The organism is Lentzea indica, assembly GCF_012184385.1.
Classification (GTDB): Bacteria; Actinomycetota; Actinomycetes; order Mycobacteriales; family Pseudonocardiaceae; genus Lentzea; species Lentzea indica.
Genome location: NZ_VSRL01000065.1, coordinates 1 through 12,646, shown reverse-complemented (window position 1 = coordinate 12,646; position 12,646 = coordinate 1). Strand labels below are relative to the sequence as shown.

Annotated in this window: 12 protein-coding genes; 8 read left to right on the top strand and 4 right to left on the bottom strand. The window is 67.9% G+C overall.

The features are described 5' to 3' along the window. Positions 1-514: 514 nt before the first annotated feature. The 6 genes from FXN61_RS19370 (at position 515) to FXN61_RS19345 (ending at position 7,690) form a co-directional block, all read left to right on the top strand. Positions 515-1,630, top strand: a complete 1,116-nt coding sequence (locus tag FXN61_RS19370; RefSeq protein WP_167975462.1) for a peptidogalycan biosysnthesis protein — start codon at positions 515-517, stop codon at positions 1,628-1,630. After that, positions 1,630-2,877: an ATP-grasp domain-containing protein gene (locus FXN61_RS19365; RefSeq protein ID WP_167975461.1), complete on the top strand. Its 1,248-nt coding sequence runs from the start codon at positions 1,630-1,632 to the stop codon at positions 2,875-2,877. The genes FXN61_RS19370 and FXN61_RS19365 overlap by 1 nt, the downstream gene beginning before the upstream one ends. A gap of 1 nt (position 2,878) precedes the next feature. Beyond that, a complete protein-coding gene (locus FXN61_RS19360) occupies positions 2,879-4,141 on the top strand; it encodes an MFS transporter (protein WP_167975460.1) in 1,263 nt (420 codons plus the stop codon). Positions 4,142-4,220: 79 nt separating this feature from the next. Continuing rightward, entirely contained in the window at positions 4,221-5,561 is a 1,341-nt protein-coding gene (locus FXN61_RS19355) for an amino acid permease (RefSeq protein ID WP_246291750.1), read from the top strand. A 245-nt stretch (positions 5,562-5,806) separates the two neighbouring features. Then, positions 5,807-7,045 (top strand): cation:proton antiporter, encoded by a 1,239-nt coding sequence (locus tag FXN61_RS19350; RefSeq protein ID WP_167975458.1) that lies wholly within the window; start codon positions 5,807-5,809, stop codon positions 7,043-7,045. Between the two features lie 282 nt (positions 7,046-7,327). Next, complete coding sequence (locus FXN61_RS19345) at positions 7,328-7,690, top strand: hypothetical protein (protein ID WP_167975457.1); 363 nt, start codon at positions 7,328-7,330, stop codon at positions 7,688-7,690. 74 nt (positions 7,691-7,764) lie between these two features. On the opposite strand, the gene FXN61_RS54390 is transcribed toward FXN61_RS19345, so the two are convergent. The 4 genes from FXN61_RS54390 to FXN61_RS19325 all read right to left on the bottom strand — a co-directional run bounded on the left by FXN61_RS54390 (position 7,765) and on the right by FXN61_RS19325 (position 9,849). Continuing rightward, positions 7,765-8,049, bottom strand: a complete 285-nt coding sequence (locus tag FXN61_RS54390; protein WP_312877855.1) for an ADP-ribosylglycohydrolase family protein — start codon at positions 8,047-8,049, stop codon at positions 7,765-7,767. A gap of 72 nt (positions 8,050-8,121) precedes the next feature. Then, on the bottom strand, positions 8,122-8,733 hold the full coding sequence (locus tag FXN61_RS19335) for a DUF6239 family natural product biosynthesis protein (protein WP_167975456.1): 612 nt from the start codon (positions 8,731-8,733) through the stop codon (positions 8,122-8,124). After that, the gene (locus FXN61_RS19330; protein WP_167975455.1) at positions 8,712-9,272 is read right to left on the bottom strand and encodes a hypothetical protein; all 561 of its coding nucleotides are present in this window, start codon (positions 9,270-9,272) and stop codon (positions 8,712-8,714) included. Before FXN61_RS19330 ends, FXN61_RS19335 begins: the two co-directional genes overlap by 22 nt. Positions 9,273-9,291: 19 nt before the next feature. Further along, the gene (locus FXN61_RS19325) at positions 9,292-9,849 is read right to left on the bottom strand and encodes a MerR family transcriptional regulator (protein ID WP_167975454.1); all 558 of its coding nucleotides are present in this window, start codon (positions 9,847-9,849) and stop codon (positions 9,292-9,294) included. 461 nt (positions 9,850-10,310) lie between these two features. Between FXN61_RS19325 and FXN61_RS19320 the strand changes: the two genes are divergently transcribed. Together FXN61_RS19320 and FXN61_RS19315 are read left to right on the top strand one after the other, a co-directional pair. Further along, entirely contained in the window at positions 10,311-11,693 is a 1,383-nt protein-coding gene (locus FXN61_RS19320; RefSeq protein WP_167975453.1) for an NDP-hexose 2,3-dehydratase family protein, read from the top strand. Between the two features lie 57 nt (positions 11,694-11,750). After that, positions 11,751-12,646: acyl-CoA dehydrogenase family protein (locus FXN61_RS19315; protein ID WP_167975452.1), on the top strand; the 896-nt coding region annotated here is incomplete at its 3' end.

The following is a 12,646-nucleotide window of genomic DNA, read 5'->3' as shown; positions in this document are numbered from 1 at the left end:
ACGTTCACCGGGCGTTCCTTTTCCTTGCAGCGTCCCCGCTTCAACGGAAGTTGCTCCACAGTGGACAGTCAGCGCCAGGGCGGTCGCGCTACCGGGGGCCGCCGCCACATTCGTCGGCAGGCAGGGCGACCGATCGGACCGGCAGAAGACACCCCGGCGTACCCCAAGGCGGATGGACAATTACGAAACGCCACCCACCACGGTTGCGCCCTCAACCTTGCTTGGCATAGATTCCTCTTTACGATCCACGCTCCTGGGGGGAGCTGTGCACGTGTTCTCGCAGGCGAGAGCGCGTGTGGACGAGCGGAGGGGTTGACGGTTTTCGGATGCGCGATCGCCTTGAGTCAACAAGGACTTCACCGGATGTCCGAAATATCGTTTTCGGACTGTCCGGGCGAGGTGCTGTCGAGCAGCCAGCGAACTGCTCGGCGACAGTCGTCCGGATGGTCGTTCACGCTCGTCCACATTGCAGGCACGCTCGCGTCCGCCGAGATTGCGCAGGAGTGAACGAGTGATGACCACCCACGAGACCGAGCGCGATCTGCTCGGCGGCCTGTCCCCCACGGCGTGGGACAAGATGGCGGACGGGCATTTCTACTCGACCAGCACATGGCTTTCCCATTGCGCGTCCTATCCGGGCGCGAGCTGTGGTGCCGCGGTGGCGGGCAGCGCGGCGGTACCGATCGTCCGGTTCGACGGACCGCCGCCGGGCAATTACCACTGGGCCGATCTTCTTGCCAAACGCGAGCTGCCCGTCGTGCCGATCGACGGCCTCCTCGTCGGCTCCCGGCTGGCCTACCAGTCCCACCTGCTGGGAGATCGCTCGCCGACTGCGCTCTCAGGCCTCGTGGCGGAAGTCCGGGCACTCGCGACGGAACAGCCGGCTGTCGCCATGTATCTGTCCACATCGGACGTTCTCGCGTTGCACGCGGCCGGCGTCCGCGCAACACCGGTGCTGCTGGAACCGGACGCGTGGCTCGACGTACCCGAGGGCGGCTGGGACGCGTGGCTGCAGTCGCTGCCCAGCAAACGGCGAGTCAGCGTGCGCCGTGAGGTGCGCCTGTTCGAGGAGGCGGGATTGAAGATCACGCACGTGGCGCTGGAGGAGTGCTGGGACCGGTTGCCCCCGGTGGCCAACTCGATGGCGATCAAGTACGGATACTCGGCCCGCACCCCCGACTTCATCAAGGAGTTCGCCCGTTACCGCGAGTCCTCGGGCGCGGTCGCCCAAGTGGCGCTGTGCACGAAGGGCGACAACGACGACCTGCTCGGCTTCTGCATGTACTACAAGCACGGTGACACGATCTTCCTGCGCTGGGCGAGCTTCGACTACGACCTTCTCACCGGCAACATGGAGTACTTCAACCTCACCTACTACACCCACATTCGCCTGGCGGACCGGGCCGGGACCCGTCGTCTGCACGCCGGCAAGGGCGCCGTGGACGCGAAGGTCTTCCGTGGCGCGCATCTGCGACCGCTGTGGATGCTCGACCTCTCCGAGAACAGTCCGCACGAGCAGGCCGAGGGCGACATCCGCCGGCACAACGCGCGACTGCTCGCGGACCTCGAGGCGGACAAGAGGATGAGCCGAGCCATCACCGATCGCGCCGAGTGGTCGGTGTTCTGCTGATGGCCACTCGGAGGGTTCTTGTCATCGGGGTGCCGTGGAGCACGGGCGAACTCACCATGGCGGCGGCCGACGCCCAGGATCTGCAAGCCCGGCTCGTCGTCGCCGACACCGAGGCGAAGCTTCGTGGCGTCGAGAACACCACCTCGTTCGACCGGCTCGTGGTGGCCGCGTTGGACGTCGACTCCATCGTGGACGTGACGCGGACCGAGCACTTCGACGCGATCGTGTCCATCACCGAACTGACCGTGGAGCTGGCTGCGCAGGTCCGTGAAGCAAAAGGGTTCGGCGGAACGTCCAGCGATACCGAGCGTGCCGTGCTCGACAAGGCCGCAACCCGGGAAACGCTGCGGTCCAAAGGACTGACCGAAGTCGATCACCGCAGTGCCACCATCACCGAACTGGCCGACCTGCTCGACGTGGTGCAGCTGCCTGCGATCGTCAAACCGCGCTCGTTCACCGGCAGCATCGGCGTGCGTCTGCTGCACGACCGGTCCGACGTCGAAGCCGTGACCCGGCAGTACGACCTCGCCAAGGCACCCGCTTTCGGCCGCGATCAGATCACGGTGGAATCGTTCATCCCTGGTCCGGAGGTGAGCGTCGAGGGGCTGGTGGTGGACGGTGAGCTCAGCCTGTTCGCAATCACCGACAAGATCAACACTGGCTCGCCGATCTTCTACGAGGTCGCTCACGTGATGCCGAGCCGGTTCACCGCCGACTGGGAAGAACGGGTACGGAGCTATCTCCAGGACGTGGTGACCGCGTTGGGAGTGGTGACCTCCCCGATCCACGCCGAGTTGAAGCTGGCAGGCGATCGGCCGGAAATGATCGAGATCCACACCCGGTACGGCGGCGGGCGGATCGTGGACCTGTTGCAGGCCACCTACCCACGCCGCGCTTACCGCGACTACCTGGCCGCGGTTCTCGACGGCGTCCGGCCGGAGATCGTCGAACCGATCGCGGTGCACGGCACGGGATTCTTCGTCGGGCTGGTGGATCTGCCGCTGGCCCCGCCGTCGTTCGACTTCCCGCACCCGGCGGCCGTGACCGCGATCGACTTCGACGCCAGGAGGCAGCCGCCCTTGCTCGAACACGAGGGCCTGCGGCTCCAGTACTGGCGAGCGGGGCACGCCACCTTCTCCTCACCGGACTACCAGCACGTCTGGGAGAACGTGCTGTTCGTCAGGGATCAGGTCCCGCACACCGACCCGTCCAACCTTTCGACTCCGTCCACTCTGTCAACGAGGTGACATGACTGCCGTGAACGGTGACCCCGCGACCCGCCTGTGGGGACAACCGGGCTTCCGCAACTTGTGGATCGGATTGACCGCCTCCGAGTTCGGGAGCCAGCTCACCAGAGTGGCAGTCCCACTGGTCGCCGTGCTGGCGCTGAACGCGTCCTCCGAGCAGGTCGGTCTCCTCGCGGCAGCGACCCAACTGCCCTACATCCTGGTGGCGCTCGTCGCGGGGGTGTTCGTCGACCGGCTCTCCCCGCGGCGGATGTTGATCGGTGCCGACCTGGGCAGGCTCGTGCTGCTGGCGGTGATCCCGTTGATGTACGCCACCGACCTGCTTGGCATCGGCTGGCTGTACGTGATCGCTTTCGCCACCGGCACCTGCACGGTGCTGTTCGACGTCGCGTCGCAGGCGAACCTGCCGCTGATCGTCCACCGCGACCAACTGGCATCAGGCAACGGGGCGATGGAGGCGAGCCGGTCCGCGTCGACCATCGCAGGCCCAGCGGCGGGCGGTGCGCTCGTCCAGGTCTTCACCGCGCCGCTGGCCGTCGCGGCCGGTGCTGTGGCCTACCTGGTGTCGGTGATCGCGGTGTGGCGGACACCGACAGCGGGTCGCACCGGTGGCCAACCACCCACTGGTGGCGTCATCCGGCAGATCCGAGAGGGCATTCGGGTCGTGTTCGGCAACGAAGTGCTGCGGATCATGGCCATCGTCGCGGGCGTCTACAACCTGTTCTTCGCCGGATACCAGACCGTCAACCTGCTGTTCCTGACGCGAGAGCTGAACCTGTCGGCCAGCGCCGTGGGCATCGTGCTCGGTGCCCTGGGCCCAGGACTGCTGGTGGGGGCCAGCGTCGCCGCGTGGCTACCGCGCCGGATCGGCTATGGACCGACCATCCTCCTCACCGCGATCGGCGCGAACGGTGTGGTGCAGGTGATGTCCCTGGTGCACGGCAACGGCGTGCCGTCCGTCGTCGCTTTGGTGGCGGTCAACTTGGCGTTCGGAGGGTTCGGCCTCTCGCACGCGATCGTGATGCGCACCATTCGCCAGGTGATGACGCCCAACGAGTTCCAGGGCAGGGTCGCGGCGACCAACCGGTTCTTCGCCCAGGGTGCGACGCCGATCGGTGCGCTCCTGGGCGGTGTGCTCGGCGGGCTCATCGGCTTCCGGAGCGCGCAGTTCGTCATGACGTTGGGGATGCTCTCGGTGGTGGTGCCACTGGCGCTGTCATCACTGCCCCGGATCGGCAAGGACCTGTCACAAGTGGAGACCTGATCGACCAGCTGGGGGGCCGGCAATGAGAGGCGAGAAGAACGGGGGGCTGCGCAGGCAGCTGTCCAGTCGACAAATCGGGATGATCTCACTCGGTGGCGCGATCGGAACCGGGTTGTTCCTCGGATCAAGTCTTGCGATCACCAAGGCGGGGCCGGCTGTGGTGCTGGTGTACCTGGCTGCCGCGCTGGTCGCGGTGGCTCTGGCGTACGCCCTGGCCGAGATGGTGGTGGTACACCCTCATGCGGGTGGCTTCGGCGCGGTGACGAACAGGTACCTCGGTCCGTTCGCCGGCTACCTCCAGCGGTGGTCCTACTGGGCCGCCCAGGTCGTCACAGTGGGCGGCGAGGTGGTCGCCGCCGGCCTGTACGTCAGGTTCTGGTGGCCGCAGGTGCCGCTGTGGGCAGCCGTGTCGTTCTTCGCCGTCGTGGTCGTGGTCGTGAACCTCGCCGCGGTGAAGCTGTTCGGTGAAGTCGAGTACTGGTTCTCGGCGGTCAAGGTGTTCGCACTCGTCATGTTCGTGGTTCTCGGTGCGGCGTACGTCGCGGTCGGGCTGCCTGGACGGGATGCGGTGGGGTTGTCGGCGTGGACCGACCACGGTGGGTTCGCGCCGAACGGGCTCAGCGGTCTCTGGTTGGCAGTCACCATTGCCACGCTGAGCTACGGCGGAGTCGAGGCGGTCGCAATGACAGCGGCGGAGTCCCGGCAGCCCGACCGCGACATCCCACGCGCCACGCGGCGGGTCGTGCTGCGCCTCGTGCTGTTCTACGTGCTGGCGACCGGAATCATCGTCGCAATCGTGCCGTGGACGAGAGCCAGCGAGGGCGGGGGCATCACCAAGAGCCCGTTCGTACTCTTGTTCGAGGTAGCCGGCATTCCCGCGGCTGCGGGGATCATGAACCTCGTCGTGCTGACCGCAGCCCTGTCCGCCGCGAACACCACCCTCTACCTCGCCTCCCGCACCGTCCACTCGCTGGCCCTGGACGGCCTCGCTCCCGGCCGCCTGGCCGCCACGTCGTCCCACGGCAGCCCAGTCGGTGCGGTGCTCGTCTCCACCATCGGCCTCGCCGTCGCAGCACTCGCGGCTGCGCTCTCTCCCGGAGATGTCTTCCCGCTCATGCTGGGCATCGGTTTGTTCAGCGGCATGATCACCTGGTTGCTGGTGTTCGCCGGGCACTGGGCGTTTCGCCGGCGCCGCACCGCTGAAGGGCTCGACCCGGCGCCATTCCGTCTGCCTGGGGCGCCGGTCACCACCGCACTGGCTGCGGCCTTCGTGGTGTCGGTACTGATCACCACGGCGTTCACCGCGGAGTTCGGTGCCGCCTGGAAGGTGGGTTCGGTGTTCACCGCGTTGTTGTGCCTCTGCTGGCCGCTGGTCAGGGCCCGTCGACGGGCATGGCAACTGGCGGAGGCCAACCGCTGACCGCCGTCGAGCCCGACCGACCGGACGCCGGCCCTCTGCGCTGGAGGGATTGATGCTGAAACGCAAAGGGAGTCCACGTCGCGCTGCGACTCTTCGTCGTGATGATCATCTCGGTGGTGAACGGGCACGCGCGCCGGCCAAGAGAACTGCGGATCCACTGCCGCGGGTAACCACCACAGGGGGAAGCTTTGCTGGAACACACTGATCCGAATCTGTTGCTGGTGTTGAAGGTCTTACCCGCAATCGTGGCGATCCTGGTCACCTCGTGGGGGTGCGGCAGGCTCGCACTGATGATCGGCCAGCCCAGGGTGCTCGGCGAGATGGTGGCCGGCGTGTTGCTCGGCCCCACCTTTCTCGGAGCCTTGTTTCCCGGCGTGCAGCAGTCGCTGTTCCCCGCCGAAGTCAAACCCGTCCTGTACGTGCTGAGCACGATCGGCCTGACGATGTTCATGTTCCTCGTCGGCGCCGGGCTCGACCACGGATCGAAGGAGAAGGGTGAGGGCGGCAAGGCCGCGGTACTCGCCATCTCCGGAATCCTGCCGTCGTTGCTGCTCGGCGCCGGCGTCGGCGTGCTGCTGCACGACAAGCTGTCCCTGCCGGCCGTGAGCGTGTTCCAGTTCGCGCTGTTCGTGGGCGGCGCGTTGTCGATCACCGCGTTCCCGATGCTCGCCCGGATCCTGTACGAACGCGGACTGCAGAACTCCAGAATCGGCCGTCTCACCCTGTTCGCCGCGTCGATCGACGACGCTGCCGCGTGGTGCCTCCTCGCCGTTCTGTCCGCGCTGCATGCCAACGCCGGCATCGGTAGCGCGATGGTCACCATCGGGCTGTCCGTCGCGTTCGTCGCAGTCATGCTCTTCGGGGTACGACGGTTGCTGCGTCCCCTGGGCGACCAGGTCGAGCGGAACGGCAAGTTCGGCTTCGACCACATGTACATCGTCGTCGGTGTCGTGTTGCTCGCCGGCTTCTGCACCGACTACATCGGGATCTACTCGGTGTTCGGCGGGTTCATCGCCGGCCTGGCGATGCCGCGCAACAAGGCGTTCCGTGAGGCGTTGCACGGCAAGATGATGGAGGTGGTCTGCGTGCTGCTGCTGCCCATCTTCTTCACGCTGTCCGGCCTCAACACCCAACTGAACGGCTTCGGCAGCGCCGCCATGCTGCTCCCGTTCGCTCTCATCCTGGTAGCCGGGTTCGCGGGCAAGTACTTCGGCTGCGCGCTGTCCATGCGCGCGACCGGATTCGGGTGGCGCGAGTCGTTCGCCGTAGGCGGCCTCATGAACGCCCGCGGCCTGATGATCCTCATCTTCATCAACATCGGCCTGGCCCAGAAGATGATCACTCAGGAGGTGTTCTCGATGCTCGTACTGGTCGCGGTGATCACCACCGCCGCCGCCGTACCGCTCTACCGGTGGGCATTGCCCAGCCGAGTCGAGCAGCAGATGATGTTCCTGCCTCAGGAACGGGAGAAGGCTCCAGCCTAGGCGAGGACGCTGAGCGCGGCCTTGATCTGCGAGAACGTTCTTCTCCCCGCTGAACCGCGGCACGCTCCTGCCGGCTCCACTACGGCGACTCGATGTCCGACACCACCTGGCACTGCGTACGACACGGCTGACCGGACACTGTGAGCTGGGCAAACCGGCTCACATGCGCGGCTGGGCGCTTTCGGCAATACGATCTGACGCACTATGTGCGAGCGCGCCAACGACCCCGCAGCCGAAGCTTCGATCAACGACCCCCTGCTCACCACGCCGACAGCCAGACTGATGGCACTGGCCATGGGCACCGGCATCCGAGTGTTCGAGGTGCCCGCGGCCCACAGCGTGGGACTCGCGGGCCTCGTCGGCCTCGGTTTCGACGAAGACGGCGAGCCACAATGCAAGATCGGACTCACCGACGACCTGGACGACGACCTGCGCGCCGACGTGCTGGCGTTCGGCATTGCGGTGCTCGTCGGCACGCCGGAGATTCTCGACGAAAGCCCGGACGGCATCCTCGGGATCAGCAGGCAACGACTTCCCCAAGCCGACAACGGCCCCGGCAACCTGGCCTGGCACATGTTGCAGACCTGCGGACGCGAGTCGCCGTCGACGACGTTCCGACTGATGATCATCCAACCCGACGAGTAGGCACAGCCCGGACATCGAAAGCACGAAGCCGACGAGAGGGAGCGCTGGCTCGACAGTCCACAAGGGACTTGGGTTCATGCCGTTGCGGTAGAAGAAAGTGCGGCCAGCTGGTCTGCGTACTCGATGCGTGCGATCCAGTCCGCGGGCCACGCGGCCAGACCGTGTGCGGCGCCTGCGAACGCTCCGGCCAGCGCGGCGACCGAATCGGAGTCGCCGCTGGTTCGGGCTGCCCGCACCAGGCTTTGCACCGGGTCGTCGGCGTGCCGGATCGCGCAGCAGAGGCCGGTAGCCAGCGCCTCCTCGGCTGTCCAGCCCTCACCGGCGGCGAGGCAGGCGTGGTCGCGCCCGGCATCTGCCACAGCGGTCCCAGCCACTCCTCCAGGTAGGCGTTCACCGAGTTGAAAGCAAGCAGACAGGACTCAGGAACAGGTTCAGTCCGGCAGTCGCGACAAAGTCGCCTGGGTCGTGCCCACCAGCGCGATCAACGCCGACACCGCCGCCGTGCCGTGCACAAGCGTCTTCATCGGCCTGCCCCTCGGCCGGCAGACGGCTGACCAGGACAGCCCGAGGAGCGCCAGCAGCGCGCCCGTGTACAGCACCACCGCGAACTTCTCCGGCGGGCCGTCGGCCAGCCGGCCGTGCACCAGCTTGACGACAGCGAGAGCGGTTGCCGTCAGCAGGACCCAGGGGCCGGTCCGGCTCACCAGGGTGCGGAACCGGTCGACGTGCCTGCCGAACACCGCTACCAACGGGCAGGCCAGCGCGGCGAGGAGGAGCACCACCGCTTGCCCCGGAATGTCGATGGCGCCGGCGACCATGAGCAAGAGGATCGCCGCCAACGCCGATGTCGCGGTCACCACCGCCCTCGACCGCCTGCTCGGCGCCGGGACGAACGGCCGCAGCACGGCGAACGCCGCCACGGCGGGGATCGCGGCCATGAGCGCGACCCTGAGCACCATGGGACCGATGGTGATCGGGACGGTGAGGGTGTGGTCGTGCCCCTGAGCGAGCAGCGGGCCCATCACACCCTCTCCAGGGCGCACGAACACAGCATGCGCGCGCGTTCCTCCACGGTCGGGCGGAGGTGGTAGACCATGGCCACCACCATGGGCACGAACACGATGGCGTTGTAGAAGAGGTGGAGCTCCACCCTGGGGAACATCAGCTGCGCGATGCTGGTCGGCACCTTCTTGTCGAGCAGGTTGGCGCCGGTGACCGCCTGCAGCAGCAGGAGCAGGTGTTCGAAGTGGTGCCAGATCTGGATGCCCAGCGCCACGGTCCACCACGTGCGCGCGCGGCCGGTGAAACCGTGCCGCAGCACCCAGAACCCGACGAGCATCACGATCGCGTAGCCGTAGTGCAGCCACTCCGAGGTCACGAGCCACGGGATCCACAGACCGAGCACACCGCCCGCTTCCGGCCGGGGCCAGTTCAGGACGTAGATCTGGACGGCCTGGGTCAGGTGTTCCGCCCAGTGCGCCAGAACGACCACCATGAACACGTTGACCGCGGCTTTGTGGCCGACGGTGTTGAGCGTGCGCATCAAGCCCTGTTGGCGGGCCTGCGGCAGATCAGTCGTCATCGAGCACTCCTCAGTGAGATCATCTGTCACCGGGCACCGGAGCGTCGGCGGATTCCCTGGCCAGCCGCCGCAACGCCACGAGCAGCGCATCGCCCAGAATCGCGCTGACGGCGTCGTGACGGCCCGCCCGGTCGAAGTCGGTGATCGCGTCGGCGAGGTCCGCATAGTCGTCCACGCGCTCCAGCAACGCGTCCGAACACAGCTCCCGGAGGGTGCAGAGGACTTCGACGAGCGCGGTGACGGCTGGTCCGTCGTCCGCGACCTCCCAACGGCGGGCGCGGGCGAGGACCTCGATCCTGTCCAGGGCCCAGCGGCGGTCCGCCTCGGAGACGGGCACGCTCGACGGCGGTGGCGGCAGGACCCGGCTCTCGCGGAGAACCGCGCGGACCTGCGCGAGGGACAGGCCTCCCAGTTCGAGCAACGCGCGCACCAACCTGAGGCGCCGCAGGTGTTCTGCCCCGTACCGCGCCTGGTTCGGGCCGGTCCGCTCGCCGGGAGCGAGCAGACCTTCGCGGAGGTAGTACTTCACGGTCGGCACCGGCAGTCCGGAGGCGCGGCTGAGGTCCTGCATCCGCATGACGGCTCAGACTCCCGCGACCGGGTGGTCGAGGCCGGGGATCCGCTCAGTCGGTGCACACATGACAATGACCGTAACGGCGCCGCATCCTCCGGATTTCTTCCAAACTGCGCTCTTCCCGCAACGAGCGGCACCCGTCCGGCAATCCATTGTGGACTGAATGGCACGCCCTGACCGGTCTACCACTCCACCACCCGCGCCGTCATCCTTTCGACTCACGGACAAACGGGCATTCTGAGAGTGGCTCCCCGTCCCGCCGGTCCCCCGAGAATGGACGCATGCGGTGCCGCACTTGCCATCCTCAGCCGAAACCACCGTGAACGCGGACGGGGCGAACGGACAGCAAGTACGAAGTGGAGCGATCGTGGGCACGTGCCGCAGGCTGAGCTCACCGACGCATCCGACCGCGACAACGTCCATTGGGCCGTCGCGCCAGGTGGGACAAGAGAGAGGTCGTTCAGATGGCCATCGAGACCGTGCTGGAGACACGCGAGGACACCGAGCTTCCCCACCGCTTCGCCCGCTCCGCCGCCACCACGGCGGGAGTCTCGATGCGCACCGCGGATCTGCCGGCGTGGTTCGCCGAACGCCGTGCGGCCCACCGGTTCCGGGTCCGGCCGATCCCGTTCTCGGAACTCGACGGCTGGGCGTTCGACCCCGCCACCGGAAACCTCGCGCACCGGACCGGCCGGTACTTCAGCATCGAGGGCCTGCAAGTCGTTCCCGACGACGACCCGTCACGGACCTGGCAGCAGCCGATCATCGTGCAGCCCGAGATCGGGATCCTCGGCATCCTCGCCAAGGAGTTCGACGGGGTGCTCCACTTCCTGATGCAGGCGAAGATGGAGCCGGGCAACACGAACCTGCTCCAGCTGTCGCCGACCGTGCAGGCCACGCACAGCAACTACACCCGGATACACGGGGGCAGCAGGGTCAAGTACCTCGACTACTTCATCCGCCCAGGACGCCACCGGGTGCTCGCCGACGCGCTGCAGTCCGAGCACGGCTCCTGGTTCTTCCAGAAGTCGAACCGCAACATGATCGTCGAGACGTTCGACGAGGTCCCGCAGGACGACGACTTCCGCTGGCTGACCCTGGGCCAGATCGGTGAGCTCCTGCGCCTGGACAACGTCGTCAACATGGACGCGCGCACGGTGCTGTCCACAGCGCCGACCACCTACGCGGAGGCTGGCGCGCTGCACTCCGACACGGACCTGCTGTCCTGGCTGACCACCGAACGCTCGCGGCGCCGGCTGCGGCCCCGGCTCCTGCCGCTGACCCGCCTCGCGGAGTGGGAACGCGACGACATGTCGTTGGCGCACGTCCACCGCAGGCACTTCCGGGTGGTCGCGGTCGCGGTGGAGGCGGGCAACCGGGAGGTGTCCGCGTGGCGTCAGCCGCTGCTCGAACCGGTGGGTCCCGGCACGCACGCGTTCCTCGTCCGCTCGTTCGGCGGGGTGCCGCACGTGCTGGTCGCCGCACGGGCCGAGGGCGGCCTGGCCGACGTCGTCGAACTCGGCCCGACGGTCCAGTGCCATCCGCGCGAGCACACGGATCCGCTGAGCGGGGAACGGTCGCCCTTCCTGGACACGGTCCTGAACGCCGATCCCCGGCGGATCCGTTACGCGGCAACGCACTGCGAGGAAGGCGGCCGGTTCCTGCGTGCCGAGAGCCGCTACCTCCTGGTGGACGCCGACGAGGAGCAGGCACCCGAGCGGCCGCCGCCCGGATACCACTGGCTCACCCCCGGTCAGCTCGCCTCGCTGGCACGGCACAGCCGCTACGTCAACGTGCAGGCCAGAACCTTGCTGGCGGTCCTCAACACGAGAGCGGTGCGGCTCTGACCGCGCCGTCCCGGTCACCCGGCACGACCTGAACGCCGCGTCACGGAAGGAATCGCGATGTCGACACAGCACGCCCGGCCGACCGGCGCCCCCGGCCTCCGCACGCCGCTGACGGCGCCAGGTCGAGTGCTGCTCGACCTGGTCGACCATCACCTTCCGCAGATCCGGGTGGGCGCCGAGGACAACGACCGCCATTCGCTCTTCCCGACGGAGACGTTCGAGGCGTTCGGCAAGGACGGCCTGATGGGCGCGACCGTGCCGGCCGAGCTCGGTGGTCTGGGCGTCGACCACCTGCACGACGTGGCGGCGGCGCTGGCGAGCGTCGCCACGGCGGACGCCTCGACCGCGCTCGCCTGGCACGTCCAGCTCTGCCGTGGCCTCACGCTCGCCTGGGAGTGGCGGCACGGCAGGGAACCGGTCAGGGTGCTGGCCGAACAACTGCTCAGGTCGATGGCCGGCGGCAAGGCCGCGGTCTGCGGCGCCGTGAAGGACCACCCCACCGGGGTCACCGTGCTCACCCGCGACGACTCCGGCCGCTGGTCGCTGTCGGGGTGCAAGACCCTGGTCAGCATGGCGCCGATCGGCACGCACTTCTTCGTGCACGCCCAGACGAAGGCCGAAGGCGAGCCGCCGATGCTGGGCGTCGTGCTGCTGCCGCGCGACACACCCGGCCTCAGCGTCCTGGACGACTGGGAGGGGCTCGGGATGCGCGCCTCGGGAACGGCCGACGTCGCGTTCGACCAGTGCCCGGTCGACGCCTCCAACGTGGTGTCCCTGCGGCCCGCCGGCGACCACAACGACGCGGTGCTGGCCGGTCAGACGGTCAGTTCGATCACCATGCTCGGCGTCTACACCGGGATCGCCCAAGCCGCGCGGGACATCGCGGCGGCACGGTTCCTCGGCGGTTCCGGCCGGCCGCCCGCGGCGGCCACGACGCTGCTCGCGGTGACCAG